Origin of the sequence: Sorangium sp. So ce128 (assembly GCF_051525245.1) — a bacterium.
Taxonomy (GTDB): domain Bacteria; phylum Myxococcota_A; class Polyangia; order Polyangiales; family Polyangiaceae; genus Sorangium; species Sorangium cellulosum_B.
Genome location: NZ_CP150313.1, coordinates 8,742,331 through 8,757,380, shown reverse-complemented (window position 1 = coordinate 8,757,380; position 15,050 = coordinate 8,742,331). Strand labels below are relative to the sequence as shown.

Annotated in this window: 14 protein-coding genes; 8 read left to right on the top strand and 6 right to left on the bottom strand. The window is 72.3% G+C overall.

Features of this window, described 5'->3' with window-relative positions; all coding sequences use genetic code 11:
- Positions 1-139: 139 nt before the first annotated feature.
- From WME82_RS33300 to WME82_RS33290, 3 genes are all read left to right on the top strand, one after another.
- Positions 140-697 carry a DJ-1 family glyoxalase III gene (locus WME82_RS33300; RefSeq protein WP_437740516.1) on the top strand — a complete coding sequence of 186 codons (558 nt, stop codon included), beginning with the start codon at positions 140-142 and terminating at the stop codon, positions 695-697.
- Between the two features lie 82 nt (positions 698-779).
- On the top strand, positions 780-1,583 hold the full coding sequence (locus WME82_RS33295) for an SDR family NAD(P)-dependent oxidoreductase (RefSeq protein WP_438038587.1): 804 nt from the start codon (positions 780-782) through the stop codon (positions 1,581-1,583).
- 232 nt (positions 1,584-1,815) lie between these two features.
- Positions 1,816-3,579 (top strand): carbon starvation CstA family protein, encoded by a 1,764-nt coding sequence (locus WME82_RS33290; protein ID WP_438038586.1) that lies wholly within the window; start codon positions 1,816-1,818, stop codon positions 3,577-3,579.
- 3 nt (positions 3,580-3,582) lie between these two features.
- Here WME82_RS33290 and WME82_RS33285 read toward each other — a convergent pair whose 3' ends face one another.
- Entirely contained in the window at positions 3,583-4,632 is a 1,050-nt protein-coding gene (locus tag WME82_RS33285; RefSeq protein ID WP_438038585.1) for a Glu/Leu/Phe/Val dehydrogenase dimerization domain-containing protein, read from the bottom strand.
- A gap of 171 nt (positions 4,633-4,803) precedes the next feature.
- On the opposite strand from WME82_RS33285, the gene WME82_RS33280 reads away from it, so the two are divergent.
- Together WME82_RS33280 and WME82_RS33275 are read left to right on the top strand one after the other, a co-directional pair.
- Positions 4,804-6,321: an AlkA N-terminal domain-containing protein gene (locus WME82_RS33280; protein ID WP_438038584.1), complete on the top strand. Its 1,518-nt coding sequence runs from the start codon at positions 4,804-4,806 to the stop codon at positions 6,319-6,321.
- Positions 6,302-6,829 (top strand): methylated-DNA--[protein]-cysteine S-methyltransferase, encoded by a 528-nt coding sequence (locus WME82_RS33275; protein ID WP_438038583.1) that lies wholly within the window; start codon positions 6,302-6,304, stop codon positions 6,827-6,829. The genes WME82_RS33280 and WME82_RS33275 overlap by 20 nt, the downstream gene beginning before the upstream one ends.
- Here WME82_RS33275 and WME82_RS33270 read toward each other — a convergent pair.
- The 4 genes from WME82_RS33270 to WME82_RS33255 all read right to left on the bottom strand — a co-directional run bounded on the left by WME82_RS33270 (position 6,794) and on the right by WME82_RS33255 (position 10,954).
- Positions 6,794-8,095 (bottom strand): MopE-related protein, encoded by a 1,302-nt coding sequence (locus WME82_RS33270; RefSeq protein WP_438038582.1) that lies wholly within the window; start codon positions 8,093-8,095, stop codon positions 6,794-6,796. The two genes, WME82_RS33275 and WME82_RS33270, sit on opposite strands and share 36 nt — an antisense overlap.
- 90 nt (positions 8,096-8,185) lie before the next feature.
- Positions 8,186-8,905 carry a TlpA family protein disulfide reductase gene (locus WME82_RS33265; RefSeq protein WP_437851596.1) on the bottom strand — a complete coding sequence of 240 codons (720 nt, stop codon included), beginning with the start codon at positions 8,903-8,905 and terminating at the stop codon, positions 8,186-8,188.
- Positions 8,902-9,600 carry a hypothetical protein gene (locus WME82_RS33260; protein ID WP_437740508.1) on the bottom strand — a complete coding sequence of 233 codons (699 nt, stop codon included), beginning with the start codon at positions 9,598-9,600 and terminating at the stop codon, positions 8,902-8,904. Before WME82_RS33260 ends, WME82_RS33265 begins: the two co-directional genes overlap by 4 nt.
- Before the next feature lie 7 nt (positions 9,601-9,607).
- A complete protein-coding gene (locus WME82_RS33255; protein WP_438038581.1) occupies positions 9,608-10,954 on the bottom strand; it encodes a vitamin K epoxide reductase family protein in 1,347 nt (448 codons plus the stop codon).
- A 268-nt stretch (positions 10,955-11,222) separates the two neighbouring features.
- Between WME82_RS33255 and WME82_RS33250 the strand changes: the two genes are divergently transcribed.
- The 3 genes from WME82_RS33250 (at position 11,223) to ygfZ (ending at position 13,524) form a co-directional block, all read left to right on the top strand.
- On the top strand, positions 11,223-11,801 hold the full coding sequence (locus WME82_RS33250) for a hypothetical protein (protein ID WP_438038580.1): 579 nt from the start codon (positions 11,223-11,225) through the stop codon (positions 11,799-11,801).
- A 111-nt stretch (positions 11,802-11,912) separates the two neighbouring features.
- On the top strand, positions 11,913-12,464 hold the full coding sequence (locus WME82_RS33245) for a hypothetical protein (protein ID WP_438038579.1): 552 nt from the start codon (positions 11,913-11,915) through the stop codon (positions 12,462-12,464).
- Between the two features lie 61 nt (positions 12,465-12,525).
- Complete coding sequence (gene ygfZ, locus WME82_RS33240) at positions 12,526-13,524, top strand: CAF17-like 4Fe-4S cluster assembly/insertion protein YgfZ (RefSeq protein ID WP_438038578.1); 999 nt, start codon at positions 12,526-12,528, stop codon at positions 13,522-13,524.
- Between the two features lie 52 nt (positions 13,525-13,576).
- Here the strand turns inward: ygfZ and WME82_RS33235 are convergent, their stop codons facing one another.
- Complete coding sequence (locus WME82_RS33235) at positions 13,577-14,902, bottom strand: Glu/Leu/Phe/Val family dehydrogenase (RefSeq protein ID WP_438038577.1); 1,326 nt, start codon at positions 14,900-14,902, stop codon at positions 13,577-13,579.
- Positions 14,903-15,050: the final 148 nt, after the last annotated feature.

The following is a 15,050-nucleotide window of genomic DNA, read 5'->3' as shown; positions in this document are numbered from 1 at the left end:
CGCGCGCGCTTGCATCGGCTCGCACCTGCTTGCATGCGCTCGCTCAGCCTGCGTCCGCGCAGCGCTCGGTTTGTACGCGGTTTGCGTCCGGCTTGCGTCCGGCTTGCATCCGGCGGCCCGCGGCCCCATGCCGACGCCGATGAAGACGCCGCGAGCGCTCGTGATCCTTGCCGAGGGAGCCGAGGAGATGGAAACGACGATCATCGTCGATGTCCTGCGCCGCGCCGAGGTCGAGGTCGTCCTCGCCGGGCTCGATGGCCCGGGCCCGGTGCGCTGCAGCCGAGGCGTGCGCCTCGTGCCGGACGCTGATCTCTCGGCGGTGACGGGCGACTTCGACGTGGTGGTCCTCCCGGGCGGCAAGGGCGGGGCCGACCGGCTCGCCAGCTCGCCGGCCGTCGGGGAGCGCCTTCATGCGCAGGCGCAGGCGGGCCGGGTCGTCGCGGCGATCTGCGCCGCGCCGATCGCGCTCGCGGCGCACGGGCTCTTCCAGGGCCGCAGGATGGCGTGCCACCCGTCCGTGAACGACGTGGTGTCGGCGCACGGCGAGCTCCTCGCGAGCCCGGTCGTCGAGGACGGGCTGCTCGTCACGAGCCAGGGGCCGGGCACCGCGATGGCGTTCGCGCTCGCGCTCGTCGCGCGGCTCCGGGGCGAGGAGATCGCCGAGAAGGTGCGCGCGCCGATGATGCTGACGGACTGAGCGAGATCGGCGCTCGGTCGGCCGAAGTTCCTCTGGGCAATCAAGGACGTTGGATCTGCTTTCCGCAGTCACGGAGGTCGAGATGAAGCTTATTTCCAAGAGCGCAATTGTTACCGGGGGTGGTCAGGGGATCGGTCTCGAGATCGCGAAAGACCTCATGAGTCGCGGCAGCAACGTGCTGCTCTTCGGCCGGACGGCGGCGAAGGTCGAGGCGGCGGCCGAGGCGCTGAACCGAGCGGCCGACGGCCCGGCGCGCGCGCTGCCCTTCCTGGGCGACGCGTCCCGCGCCGAAGACGTGTCGCGCGCCGTCGAGGCGGCGACGTCGGCGTTCGGATTGCCGGGGATCCTCGTGAACAACGCGGGGATCGCCACGCTCGCGCTCCTGACGGACCTGCCGGAGGAGGATTTCGACAGCGTCCTCGGCACCAACCTGAAGGGCCCCTTCCTCTTCATGAAGGCGGTCGCCCGCGGCCTCATCGCCGCGAAACAGCCGGGCGCCTTCGTCAACATCAGCTCCATCAACCAGGTGCTGGCGACCGACGGCCTGTCGCATTACTGCGCCTCCAAGGCGGCCCTCGCGCAGCTCACCAAGGTGGCCGCGTCCGAGCTGGGGCGCCACGGCATCCGGGTGAACGTGGTGGCGCCGGGGCTCATCCGGACCCCGCTCGTCGACGACTTCGGGCTCACGTCGGGGCTCAGCGCCCAGAGGTTCCTCGAGCGCACGCCGCTCGGGCGGATCGGGGAGACGACCGACGTGGCGCCCGTTGTCTCGTTCCTCTGCAGCGAGGAGTCGCGCTGGATCACCGGCGATACGATGTTCGTCGACGGCGGGAACAACCTCCGTGGGCTGCACAGCTACTGGGACACGCTGAACGCCAGCGTCTGAGGGCCGCGCGTCTCCGAGGGGGCTCCTCCGGACGGCACCATCGGGCTCTCTGGCGTCGTAGAGCCTTGCATCGACCCGGAGCCCCGAGGCGCCGCCGGTGCGGCCGAGCCCTCTTGCTCGCGGCCTTCGCGGGGCATGGGCGGGGGCCTGCGCCCGTCCGGCGACCCACCGCCGCCCTTCCCCTTCGTTTGCCGGATCACCGTCGCCCGCGGATGGCCTTATACTCCGCCGCGTGCTGCCGCTGCTCGCCCTGACCGTCATCGTCGTGCTGTGCCTTGGCTACCGCTTCTACGGGCGGATCGTCGCGCGCAACTACGCGCTCGACGACGGCGCCGTGACGCCCGCGGTGAAGGTGAACGACGGTGAGGACTACGTCCCCACGAAGCCGTTCTACCTCTTCGGGCAGCACTTCAGCGCCATCGCCGCCGCCGGGCCGATCGCCGGCCCCATCCTCGCCGGCCAGGCGTTCGGATGGCTCCCGTGCATCCTCTGGATCGCCATCGGCGTCGTGTTCATCGGCGCGGTGCACGACTTCTCCGCGCTCATCGCGAGCGTCCGCCACGAGGCGGAGAGCGTCGCCGAGATCGCGAAGCGGCACATCGGCCGGCGCGCCTGGCTGTCGATGATGATCTTCATCTGGCTCGCGCTGTCCTACGTGATCGTCGCCTTCACGGACATCACGGCGAGCACCTTCGTCGGCAAGACCGAGGAGTTCGAGGGCGGCGCGTTCCAGTTCAACCCCGGCGGCGCCGTCGCCGCGGCGAGCGCCGCTTACCTCGGCCTCTCCATCGTGATGGGCGTGGTCGAGCGGTACCTCAAGCCGCCGCTCTGGCTCACCACGCTCCTCTTCGTGCCCGCGACGCTCGGCGTCGTCTGGCTCGGCACGAAGATCTCGACGGCGTTCGTCCTGCCGCTCGACAACCCGCAGCGCGCGTTCGGCCTCATCATCCTCGTCTACTGCCTCATCGCCTCGCTCCTGCCGGTCTGGCTGCTCCTCCAGCCGCGCGGCTACCTGGGTGGGTTCGTCCTCTACATCGCGCTCGCGGTCGGCGTGATCGGCATCTTCTTTGGAAACCTCCGTTACCCCGGGGAGTTCGAGCTGCGGCAGCCCGCGTTCACCACGTTCAACACCGGCGGCGCGACCGGCATGCTCTTCCCGTTCCTGTTCGTCACCATCGCCTGCGGCGCATGCTCCGGCTTCCACGGGCTCGTCTGCTCGGGGACGACGTCGAAGCAGATCTCGAAGGAGACGCACACCCACCCGGTGGGCTACGGCGCGATGCTGGCCGAGGCGTTCGTCGCGCTGATCGCGCTCGCGACGCTCGTCATCGTGGCGCAGGGGACGAAGCTGCCCGGGCCGGGCAAGATCTACGGCGACGGGATCGGCAAGTTCCTCACCGTCATCATCGGCAAGGAGCACTTCCTGTTCGCCGCGACGTTCGGCGCCATGGCGTTCTCCACCTTCGTGTTCGACACGCTCGACGTCTCGACGCGCCTCAGCCGCTACATCCTCCAGGAGCTCTTCAACTGGAAGGGGCGCGTGGTGTCCGCGGCCGCGACCGCGATCTCGCTGGCGCCGCCCACGCTGTTCATCATGACCGCGCGCCCGCCCGCGCCCGGCGTGCGGCCCGCGTACCTCGACTTCTGGACGCTGTTCGGCACGAGCAACCAGCTGCTCGCGGCGCTGACGCTCCTCGCGGTCACCGTCTGGCTGCACCGCGAGAAGCGGCGCATCTGGTACACGGCGATCCCGATGGTGTTCGTCATGACGATCACGGTGTGGGCCCTCATCCTCCAGGTGCGGACCGCGTTCGCCGCCGTGCGGACCGAGGGGCTCGCGCTGAACGCGACGACGATGAACGGCGTCGTGGGGCTCGCGCTGATCGGGCTCGCTGTGTCGCTGATGGTCGAGTCGGTGAAGGCGCTGAAGAACGGCCCGGCCACCGAGCCGGCGCTCCGCGACGCTCGTACCAGCGGCGGGGGGGAACCGCTCTAGCGATCACCCGGCGGCGGCGCGCTGCCGCAGGCGCGCCTCGGCCAGCCGCTCGGCGGCGAGCTGCGGCGAGACGCCGTCGCTCGCCGCGATCTCGAGGACCCTGAGGACCGTGTCGTAGATCGCCTGGACGCGCCGGTGGACCTCGGCGCGGGACCAGCCGAAGAGATCCGCGCCGCCGCTCAGCACGCCGCCTGCGTTGGCCACGACATCGGGGACGTAGAGGACGCCGCGGGCGGCGAGCGCGTCGCCGTGGCGCGGCTCGAGGAGCTGGTTGTTGGCCGCGCCCGCGACGATCTCGGCCCGCAGATCCTGCACGGCGCGGTCGTCGAGGACGCCGCCGAGCGCGCACGGGGCGAAGATGTCGGCCGGGGCCGAGGCGATCGCGTCCGGCGGCACGATCGTGGCGCCGAGCTCGGCGGCGACGTGGCGGGCGCGATCCGGGTCGACGTCCGCGACGAGCAGCCGCGCGCCCAGCCGGTGGAGCTCCGCCGCGAGCCGGGCGCCGACGCTGCCGCAGCCCTGGAGCGCGACGGTCCGGCCCGCGAGCTCGTCGCTGCCCCACCGGTGGCGGGCCCCGGCCTGGATCGCGCGGAGCACGCCCCGCGCGGTCCACGGCGACGGGTCGCCACCCTCGCCGGCGAGGCCCTTCACGTGGCGCGTTTCGCGCCGGATGAGCTCCATGTCCGCGGGGGTGGTGCCCACGTCCTCGCCCGTGATGAACCTGCCGCCGAGGCGCTCGATGAAGCGCCCGTGCGCGCGGAACAGCCGCTCCCGGTCGAGCGGCCCCGCGCCGCCGCGGAGGACGACCGCCTTGCCGCCGCCGACGTCCATCCCGGCGAGCGCGTTCTTGTAGGTCATCCCGCGCGACAGGCGCAGCGCGTCCACCAGCGCCTCCTCGTCGCTCGCGTACCCGAGGAGCCGCGTCCCGCCGAGCGCCGGGCCCAGCGCGGTGCTGTGGATCGCGATGATCGCGCGGTAGCCCGCGGGCTCGTCCGCGCAGAACAGCACCTGCTCGTGCCCCATGGCGGCAAGGGTGTCGAACACGCTCTTCATGCCGCGCCGAGCGTACCATTCCGCGGCGACCGCCAGGGCCGGCGCGCTCGGCGGGCGTCCCGCGCCGAAGCGGCCTGTCGGGGCGGGGCGGTCGGGGGCGGCGGGACCCGTCCGCCCTCACAGGTCCGAAAAGCGCCAGAGCCGCGGCGGCACCCGCGCTACGACGCCTGCATGCGGATCGACGAGGACGCGTGCTACCGCGCGCTCGAGACCCGCGACCGTCGCTTCGACGGTCGCTTCTTCACGGGCGTGCGCTCGACGGGCATCTACTGCCGCCCCATCTGCCCCGCGCGCACGCCGAAGCGGGAGCGCTGCGTGTTCTTCCCCTCGGCGGCCGCCGCGCAGGAGGCCGGCTACCGCCCGTGCCTGCGCTGCCGCCCCGAGGCCTCGCCCGGGACGCCCGCGTGGCTGGGCACGTCCGCCCTCGTCTCGCGGGCGCTCCGGCTCATCGCGGAGGGCGCGCTCGACGACGCGGACGCCCCGGCGCTCGCGGCGCGGCTCGGCGTGGGCGAGCGCCACCTGAGGCGGCTCTTCCTGCGGCACGTCGGCGCCTCCCCGCTCGCGGTGGCGCAGACGCGGCGCCTGCTCTTCGCGAAGAAGCTCCTCGACGAGACAGCGCTCTCCATGACCGAGGTGGCGCTCTCGTCGGGCTTCTCCAGCGTCCGCCGCTTCAACGACGCGATCCGCGCCGCCTACGAGCGCTCGCCGCGCGAGCTGCGAAAGGCCGTAGCGAAGCGGGGCGGGGGAGGGGAGGGTGGGGGCGCGCCGGACATCGCGCTCCGCCTCCCGTTCCGGCCGCCGCTCGACTGGGGCGCGCTCGCGGGCTTCCTCGGGGCGCGCGCGATCCCCGGCGTGGAGTCGGCGGGACCCGGCGCGTACCGCCGCACGGTGCGCGTCGCCGGCGGCCACGGCGTCGTCGAGGTGCGCCCGGCGCCCGGCGAGCCGTACCTCCTCGCGCGGCTGCGGCTGCCCGGCACCGAGGGGCTCATCCACTGCGCGGAGCGGCTGCGGCGGCTCTTCGACCTCGGCGCCGATCCCGACGCGATCGCCGCGCACCTCGGGGCCGATCCGCGGCTCGCCCCGCGGGTCCTCGCGATGCCGGGCGTGCGCGTGCCGGGCGCGTGGGACGGCTTCGAGCTCGCGGTGCGGGCGATCCTGGGCCAGCAGGTGAGCGTCCGCGCCGCGACGCAGCTCGCGGGCCGCCTTGTCGAGCGGCACGGCGAGCCGCTCGCGGTCCGCGGCGGCCTGCCCGAGGGCGCCGAGGGGCTCCGCTTCGTCTTCCCGGCGCCCGAGGCGCTCGCCGCGGCCGATCTGACGGACCTCGGCCTGCCGCGCGCCCGCGCCGCGACGATTGCGGCGCTCGCGGCGCGCGTGGCCTCCGGCGAGGTCGCGCTCGACGCCTCGCGCGGCCTGGAGGAGACGGTGCGCGCGCTCTGCGCGGTCCCTGGCGTCGGCGCGTGGACCGCGCACTACATCGCGATGCGCGCGCTTCGCGAGCCGGACGCGTTCCCGGCCACGGATCTCGGCCTGCGGCGCGCGCTCGGCGGCGTCTCCGGCGCGGATCTCGCGGCGATGGCGGAGGCGTGGCGCCCGTGGCGCGCCTACGCAGCGGTGCTGTTGTGGACGGCGGACGCGCAGGGCGCGCGGCCCGCGGAGAGGGAGGTGTCGAATGGATCTCTTGCTGGATGAGGTCGAGTCGCCGGTCGGGGTCATGCTCCTCGCGGCCGGCGGCGGCGCGGTCCACGGGCTCGATTTCTCGGACTGCGCGCCCCGCCTTCGCACGTTGCTGGAGGCGCGCTACGGCGCGGTCACGCTGCGCAGCGCCGCGGATCCTTACGGCCTGTCCGGCCGACTGAGGGCCTACTGGCGCGGCGATCTCGGCGCGCTCTCAGGCATCCCGGTCGAGCCCGGCGGCACGCCGTTCCAGCGCCGCGTCTGGGCGGAGGTCCAGCGCATTCCTCCCGGCGCGACGCGCTCCTACGGCGAGGTCGCGGCGTCCCTCGGGCAGCCGTCGGCGTCCCGCGCGGTGGGCCTGGCGAACGGCAGGAACCCGGTCTGCCTGGTCATCCCCTGCCACCGCGTCGTGGGCGCCCGCGGCGACCTCACGGGCTACGCGGGCGGCATCGAGCGGAAGCGGTGGTTGCTCGCGCACGAGGGCGCCTCAGGGGAAGCAGGAGAGCGGCTCCTCCGCCACTAGGAAGAAGCCGCACTCCGTCGCGTCGGAGCAGCTATAAAACGCGTCGAGCTCCTCGCCGCACTGGCCCTCGCACAGTTTGTCGATGACCCCGCGGCAGCGCTCCACGACGCAGCAAGACGCCACGGACAGGCTCCGCTGGCACATCCGCGACGTGCAGGCCTGGATCTGATGGTCGACGCAGCCGGCGCAGTCGAACGACACACCGCGGTACGCGCGGGGAGCCGTGGTGTCCGCCGCGAAGCAGTCGTCGACACACGAGCTCACCGTGCACGCGTCGATGCACGGCTCCGTGTCGGCCGAGCACCGCGGGAGGTGGGTGTCCGGCAGCGCCTCGATCGGCTCCGCGCACGCCTTCACGACGCACGTGCCGCCCTCCCCACACTCGCTGAGGACGTCCCGGCAGCTCACGCCGTCGCAGCAGGGCTCGCCGACCTCGCCGCACGCCGTGCAGGCGCCGTCGATGCAGTCCATCTCGCCGCACGCCTCGCCGCACGCGCCGCAGTTGCGCTCGTCCTCGGAGAGGTCGACGCACGTGGACCCGCACAGCGCGAGGCCATCCGCGCACGTGCACTGCCCGCCGACGCAGGTCGTGATCGAGGGGCACGGCGCCCCGCAGGCGCCGCAGTTCTCCGGATCGGACTGAACGTCGATGCAGTGGAACCCCGTGGCAGACTCGAGCGGACAGTAGCCCTGCCCGGCCGGGCACTCGCAGCGCCCGCTCACGCAGCGCGCGCCGTCGGCGCCGCAGAGGGCGCTGTCCTCGCCCTCGTCGGCCGCGCCGTTGCAGTTGTTGTCGGCGCCGTCGCACAGCTCGGCGAGCGTCGGGGCGTTGCGCGGATCGGCATCGTCGCAGTCCGCGCCGCCGCAGATCGCGGGCAGCGCGTCGTCCCCGTCGCCGTCCAGCCCCTCGAAGACGCATTGCCGGAGCGACTCGTTGCAGCGCTCTTCCTGGGTGCACGGATCCGCGTCCACGCAGTCGGCCGGCGTCGCGCACGCCTTGTCGTTGACGCAGGCGCCCCTCGCCCGATCACAGCGCCCGCCCGGACAGCGGGTGTCGTCCGCCTCCGACGCGCACCGACCGCCGACGCAGCGATCGACCGTACAGGGGACGCCGTCCGCGCAGTCCTGCGCGCTCTCGCAGGGATCGCCTGACCCTTGCTGCGGGGCGCTGCCCTTGCAGCTCGCGAAGAGGAGCGCCGTCGACGCGACCAACGAGGACAGACGAAAGAGAAAGGCGAACCGGCGTCTCAGCAGGGAGGTTTTCACGAGGGCGCTCCCTCGACGATAGGTTCGACCGCGACCTCCGCTCAAGCCGAGCGCCGCTTTGCGACGGCGCGCCTCGAGGAGCGCCCCCGCCTACTGCTTCTTCGCCCCCAGGAGCGCCGCGATCGTCGGGTAGTCGCTGTCCTCGACGGCGCCCTGGATCACGCACGTCACCTGCCCGCTCGGCGCCGCGATGGCGTGGATCGGCAGCTCGGTCGTCTCCTTCACGCCGAGCGCCCGCAGCCACCCGGCCCGCTGGGGCCCGTCGGGCAGCCAGTACGAGGCGCGCACCCCCGTGCCCGGCTGCGCCTCCAGGAACCGCGACAGCTGCCGCTCGTCGTCGTCGATCGAGACGAACGCCAGGTCGACGAGCACGCCGGCCGCCCGCAGCTTCTGCTGCCACCCGAGCAGCCGCGGCATCTCCTCCAGGCACGGCTTGCACCACGCCGCCCAGAAGTTCACCCACACCCACTTGCCGACGCCGAACCCGATGTTCGCCGGCAGCTTCTCCGCGCCGCCGGCGGCGACCGCCGTGAGCCCGCCCGACGAGGGCGCAGGCCGCGGAGACTGCCCCGCGCACAGGAGCCGCGGCGCGGCCGGCGCCGCCTCCGCCGTGGCGCTCGCCGGCGCCTTGGCGCTCGCGGGCGCCGCGGCCCCCGGCGCCGTCACCGCGTTGCTCCGCCCCTGGCCGGGCGTCGGGGGCGGCGGCAGGTCGGCCTTCCTGTCCGCGTCGCACCCGCCCGCGAGCCCCGCGGCCACGGCGAGGGCCACGAAGGCGCCCCGGAGGGCGCCGCTCCTCCTCGCGGAGCTCACAGCTGACAGTCCACCCATGAGACGAACGCGCTCCGGTTGATGGCCTCCGCCGCACATGCCTTGTTCTTGCGCGAGACGTTCCATTGGCAGTATTCCGCGCCGAGCTGCGCGAACTCGTTCCCGAGCCACAGCATCCCGACCTTCTTGTCCAGGTCCTGCTCCTTGAACTTGTCGGAGATGTCGAAGAACGCGCTGTTCGCGCGCTTGTGCGACAGCGTCCGGTTGAACTCCGGCGTCCCCGTCTTCGACGCGCGAGCGACGATGAAGAAATAGCGGGCGCCCCGCCGGTCGAGCCACATCTCCTCGAGCATCTTCTTCCCGTCGTCGTCGAGCTTCTCCGAGCCGTCGTCGAACATCACGACCCCGCCGCGCTGCTTCAGCGGCGTGAAGAGCGCGTTGAAGTCGTCGTCGCTGATCGACGCGAGCGTCTTCACGTCGGCCGGCTGGCAGCCGCGCCGCGCCTCCGCCCCGACCAGGCCGCACGCGTTGAGCACCCGCTGCAGCACCGTCTTGAACGCGGGCGTGCAATACGGCGCCTCGGCGTCGTTGGCGATGGCCACGGCCGGCTTCACCGCCGCGGCCACGCCCGTCTTCAGGCGCTGCGACGCGGCCTGCACCTCGCTGTGCACCGTCACCCCGGACGCGACCAGAAGCGCGCACCCGGCCACGATCCCGATGATCCCTGCGCCTCTCATGAACACCTCACTTCGTCCGGAGCGCCGGCGCGAGCTGCCTTATCGCGTACGACATCCCGATGTCCGTATCTTCGTCGCAGAGCCGCGTCGTGCCCAGGAACATCTGTGGCGTCGAGACAGGGAGCTTGTTGTCCACGATGTAGCGGAGCATACGGTTCAGCCGCAGCGCCGTCTCCTTCGAGTCCATGCATGCGTCGAGCCCCGGCCAGCGCTGCCGGATCGCCGCCTGCACGTTGGCGATGCCCGCGCCCGCCTTCGCGCCCTCGAGCAGCGTCTCCTGGTTCTCGTAGGCCCACTCGAGCACATCCATCGCCCGGTGATCGCTGCACAGGATGGCCTTCGAGAGGAGGCACGAGCCCGGGTGCACCGGCCGGTCGAGCATCCAGTTGCACTCGCTGTCCAGCGGGAAGAGCACCAGCGTCGCGTCGAGCTTGTCGAACACCCCCTCGGACACGAGCCGCTGGTGGAACGCCTTGCAGGTCGGGCAGAGCGGGTCGACGAAGAGGGTCGCCGGCTGCACCGCGCCCGGGCGCGTCACGTGGAGCAGCGCCCCGTTCGGCTCGGTCGGCTTCTCCAGCTTGCCGCAGCCGGTCATGTAGCTCGCGTAGCTCGGCAGCGCGCTCGCGTAGAGCAGCGCCGGCGTCACCGTGCACACGGCGAGCGCGACGAGCCACCCCGGCAGGAGCAGCAGCGAGCCCACGCGGCGCGGGGGGCCGGCGGGCGCTGCGGCGGCGCCGCCCGGCCCGTCGACCCCGAGGGGCGCCCCGGGGACGGTGGGCCCCACCCCGGCCGCGCCTGCCGACGAGGACGCGCGCGGCGCCGCGCTGGACCAGGCCGCGGCGCGGGCCGCCCTGCGGTCCTCGAGGAACGCCCAGACGCCGCCGGCCGCGAGCAGCGCCGACGAGATGTACATGCCGACGCACGTCTTGCAGAACACCCCGAGGCGCATCGCCGAGATGGTCGCCATCAGGAGCGACACGGCGAGCGGCGTGAGGCCCGCGACGAACAGGAAGTGCGCCGCGCGCCGCGGCGCGTGCTGGGCCGAGAGCAGCACATAGAGCGCGAACGCCGCGAAGAACGCGAACGCCCCCAGGGCGAACAGCGAGATGGGGATACCGCCCCAGAAGCTCTCGCGGAACAGCGCGGAGTAGGGGCTGTACATGGCGACGCGGCACGCGGTGTCGGCGCCCGCCTGCGCGCCGAGCCCCGGGACGAAGCTGCAGTGCAGGTCGTGGACCTGCCGGTCGAGGTGCCGGATGTAATCGAACGTCGATGAGGCGCTGAACGCGAGTCCCAGGAGCGACCCGCTGAGCGCGAGCGCCGCAGGCCCGCGAGGTCCACGACTGCCTGACATGGCCGAGTGGATTACGCGACGTCGGGCAACGCGTCAAATAAGGACGTCTGTGCGCCCGGGCGTCGCCCGCGCGCGATGACGCACGCGCACCGCGCGGCCCACGGGGCGATCGCCCCCGCGCCGCGCGCGCCGCGCTGAGCCCGCCGGCAGGCTTCGCCGAGCCCGCCGGCCCAGCGCCTCGCGGCGCGCGCCGCTGGTCGGCGTTGCCCACGCGATCGGCCGCTGCTAGGAGCCGGCCCGGGGGGATTCGGGATCCCAGAGCCAACCGATGACGACCTCTGCACCCGGCGCGGCGAGCGGCGCGCCCCTTCCTGTGAAGCTCGGTCCGTTCGATGCCGAGTTCCTCGCGGACCTCCCTTACGACCCCTCGGTGCTCTTCTTCGACGAGCTCCTCGAGATGGACGCCGAGAAGGGCCTCGTGCGCTGTCGTATGCCGACCGACAGGCCGATGCCGCTCGTCGACGCGCAGCGGGCGCATCCGCTGCTGCACCCGCGCCACGTCGCCGGCGCCATCATGGTGCACGCGACGGGGATGCTCGGCTTCGTGCACGCCTACCACCTGCTCGGGTTGCGCCACCGCGAGGGCTGGATCGGTTATGGCACCAACATTCACCGGGTGGTCTTTCGCAAGCTGGTCCAGCCGGGCGCGCCCATCGAGGCGACGTGCGTGGCGACGCGCTCCCGGCTCGGCGTCAAGCGGCACATGATCCGCTATTCGTTCGAGTTCCGTCACGAAGGCAGCGTCTGCTACGAGGGCGATCAGACCGCCGTGTGGATGCGCGTGCACGACGTTCCAGCCACGGATTCCCGACCCGCGCTCGAGGACCCAGAGCGATCCCTCGCTTGACCCGCGCGTTCGTCTCGTCTACCCGCCCTCCCCATGCAGGATTTCGATGCAGGATCGATCGTCCCGTCCACACGCGATCTTCTCCAGGTGATCTCCACCCGCAGGAAGAACATGGCTCTTGTCGGGCTCGTCGGCTCGGAGGCGCCCGCGGAGGATGCGGCGCGGCTGCATGAGCTCAACATCTCCGCGCTCGCGTTCGCCGAGGCAGGGCCCGCGATGCAGGGGGCCGCGCTGGCGACGAGGACGGTGCCGTCGCTCTGCCTGTCGCGGGTGAGCGATCGCGACGGCGCCCTCGCGGCGCGCTACCACGGGGCGGACGGGGTCTGCATCGACGCGACGCTGCCGCTCGACGACTGGGACCGCCTCGCGAAGGGGGCGAGGACGATGCGCATGCTCCCGCTCGCGCTGGCGGAGAGCAAGGAGGGGGCCGAGGCCGCCGCGAAGGTCGGCGCGCGCGTGGTCCTTGTCCGGTGCGCGTCGGCGGACGCGGTGATCGAGGCCGTCGCGTCGCTCCCGAGGGCGCTCACCGTCGTCGCCGAGGTGCTCTCGGCCGACGTCGACGCGCTCCGCCGCCTCGTCGGCCACGTCGACGCGGCGATCGTCCCGCCGGGCGTCCACAAGTCGGCTCAGTTCCCGGCGCTCGTCGCCGAGGTCGATCCCTGAGCGCTGAAAGTTCGGGCCGCCCCTCGACGGCGCGGGCTCCCTCCTCCACGATCCGGCCTCGATGAGCAACGCTCACGGACTGGAAGAGCGGCGGCGCGCGCTCCGCGAAGGGGCGCTCGTGCAGGCCATGCCCGAGCTCGGGACGCTGATCGTCACCGGCTCGGACCGGCAGACCTGGTTGAACGGCCTGGTCACCTGCGATCTCGCGCCGCAGAAGCCGCTGCCTGCCGGGGCGAAGGCCGCGCCTCCCGCGGGCGGCGCGTACGGGCTCAACGTGGGGAAGACCGGGAGGATCTTCGCCGAGGTGTGGATCGTGATCGCGGCCGATCGCATCTACGTCGGCGCGCTGCGGGAGCGCGTCGAGCAGCTCCGGGAGATCTTCGAGCGCTACCTCATCATGGAGGACGCCGAGGTCCAGGACGCCTCCGGCGAGCACGCCTGGGCGTTCGTCCACGGCCCGCGGTCCGCCGAGCTCGCGGCGGCCGGGCGCGCGGCCGGCGCCGAGGCCGCGATCGTCGACTGGACCGGCCTCGGGGGCGCGCTGCTCGTGGCGCCCCGGCAGGCCGAGGGCGCCGTCGTCGAGGCGCTCCTCGCCGAGGGCGAGGCCCGCGCGGTCCTGCCGGTGACGGCGGCGGCGTGGGAGGTGCTCCGGGTCGAGAACAACGTCCCGCGGTTCGGGGTCGACTTCGACGACCAGAACTTCCCGCAGGAGGCCTCGATCGAGGAGCGCGCCGTGTCGTTCAACAAGGGGTGCTACCTGGGGCAGGAGACGGTGTTCATGCTCCAGGCGCGCGGTCACGCCAAGAAACGGCTCGTGCAGCTCGCCGTGGAGGGGGAGGGCGGCGTGCCCGCGGGCGCGGAGATCGCGCTGCCCGATGGCGCGGCCGTCGGCGCCGTCACGAGCCAGGTCGAGGATCCGCGCGGGACAGGGCTGCTCGCGCTCGGCTACGTCAAATACAAACACGCCGTCCAGGGCGCCGCGCTCCGGGTCGCCGGCCGGGCGGCCGAGATCACGCGCGCGCCGAGGGCGGGGGACGGGCCGGGTCGGGCCAAGGTCTAGCGCCCCGCCGTCGCGGACGGACGGCGGGCCAGAGGAGCGCGGAGAAGCGATTTCAGGGGAAGATCTCGCGCTCTCCATACACCGCGGCGAGCCGCTGCAGCGCCACGGCATAGGCGGCGAGGCGCAGCGTGCACTTCTTCTGCCGCGCCAGCTCGGTCACCTCGCGGTAGGCCCGCTTCATCGCCTTCTCGAGCCGGGAGTCGACCTCCTCGAGCGTCCATGTCTCCGAGCGCTTGTTCTGCACCCACTCGTAGTAGCTCACCGTGACGCCGCCCGAGTTGGCGAGGACGTCGGGCAGGATATGGATCCCGCGCTCCAGGAGGATCTTCTCCCCCTCGGGCGTGCATGGCCCGTTCGCGCCCTCGGCCACGAGGCGGACCTGCAGCCAGCTCGCCTCCTCCACGCCGACCTGGTTCTCCAGGGCCGCCGGGATGAAGATGTCCGCCTTGAGCCGGAAGAACTCCTCGCGGCTGATCGGCTTGCCGGCAGGGTAGCCCGCGATCGATCGGTTCTTCTTCACGTAGTCCTGCAGCTTGTGCGGATTGAACCCTTCCGGATTGTAGAGATACCCGGTGTGATCGCCGACAGCGACGGTCGAGGCGCCGAGCTTCGACAGGAGCACGGCCGTGTGCGAGCCGACGTTGCCGAAGCCCTGCACGAGCAGCGTTGAGCCGCCGAGGTTCACGTCGTTGTCCTCGGCCCACTCGGTGATGCAGTGGACGACGCCCTGGCCCGTCGCCTTCTCGCGGCCGAACGTGCCGCCCGACGCCACCGGCTTGCCCGTCACGACGCCCTTCACCGCCTGCTTGAAGAGCTGGCCGACGGTGTTCATGTACGTGTCCATGGCCCAGGCCATGGTCTTTGCGTCGGTGCCCATGTCGGGAGCCGGGATGTCCGTCTCCGGGCCGATGTTTCCGCCGAGCGCATGGAAGAAGCGGCGGGTGATCCGCTGGAGCTCGGCGCGCGACACCTCGTTCGGGTTGAACTTGATTCCTCCCTTTCCACCGCCGAGCGGCAGGTTCATGAGCGCGCACTTCCACGTCATCATCGCGGCCAGCGCCTTGAGGTCATCGAGCGATACCGTCTCGTGATATCGAATGCCCCCCTTGAACGGCCCGAGGAGGTTGTTGTGCTGGATCCTGTAACCCTTGAAGAGCCGGATGCTGCCGTCATCCATCCGTACAGGGAAATTGACGATGATCTCGTTCTTCGGCTGGCTCAGGATCGTGGTGATGTAACCCGGCAGCTCGATCAGTCGGGCAGCCTCGTCGAGGTAACCCTGGACGACTTTGAAGAACTCGTATTTGTGCCTGTGGCTCGGAGCAGCAGGGACGCTCACTGGCGGAGTCGTGGTCTTGGTACTGAGCTGTTCTTCCATGGCTATGTAACTTTCTAGTGCGCTGAGCCCTTCCGTTCAACGTCGGGCGCAACCATGCGATGCGTCATCGCGGTTCCGGACGGGCGGAGCGATGCGTCAGGCTGCCAGTGTGCGAGGAGGCGCCGCGTTGACGGCGGGAAAGCCGCGT

What these genes read in the sequence shown, in the direction of transcription:
- WME82_RS33300 (WP_437740516.1), top strand. Translation starts at nt 140, where the DNA reads ATGAAGACGCCGCGAGCGCTCGTGATCCTTGCCGAGGGAGCCGAGGAG.
- WME82_RS33295 (WP_438038587.1), top strand. Translation starts at nt 780, where the DNA reads ATGAAGCTTATTTCCAAGAGCGCAATTGTTACCGGGGGTGGTCAGGGG.
- WME82_RS33285 (WP_438038585.1), bottom strand. Translation starts at nt 4,632, where the DNA reads ATGAAGAGCGTGTTCGACACCCTTGCCGCCATGGGGCACGAGCAGGTG.
- WME82_RS33280 (WP_438038584.1), top strand. Translation starts at nt 4,804, where the DNA reads ATGCGGATCGACGAGGACGCGTGCTACCGCGCGCTCGAGACCCGCGAC.
- WME82_RS33275 (WP_438038583.1), top strand. Translation starts at nt 6,302, where the DNA reads ATGGATCTCTTGCTGGATGAGGTCGAGTCGCCGGTCGGGGTCATGCTC.
- WME82_RS33260 (WP_437740508.1), bottom strand. Translation starts at nt 9,600, where the DNA reads ATGAGAGGCGCAGGGATCATCGGGATCGTGGCCGGGTGCGCGCTTCTG.
- WME82_RS33255 (WP_438038581.1), bottom strand. Translation starts at nt 10,954, where the DNA reads ATGTCAGGCAGTCGTGGACCTCGCGGGCCTGCGGCGCTCGCGCTCAGC.
- WME82_RS33250 (WP_438038580.1), top strand. Translation starts at nt 11,223, where the DNA reads ATGACGACCTCTGCACCCGGCGCGGCGAGCGGCGCGCCCCTTCCTGTG.
- WME82_RS33245 (WP_438038579.1), top strand. Translation starts at nt 11,913, where the DNA reads ATGGCTCTTGTCGGGCTCGTCGGCTCGGAGGCGCCCGCGGAGGATGCG.
- ygfZ (WP_438038578.1), top strand. Translation starts at nt 12,526, where the DNA reads ATGAGCAACGCTCACGGACTGGAAGAGCGGCGGCGCGCGCTCCGCGAA.
- WME82_RS33235 (WP_438038577.1), bottom strand. Translation starts at nt 14,902, where the DNA reads ATGGAAGAACAGCTCAGTACCAAGACCACGACTCCGCCAGTGAGCGTC.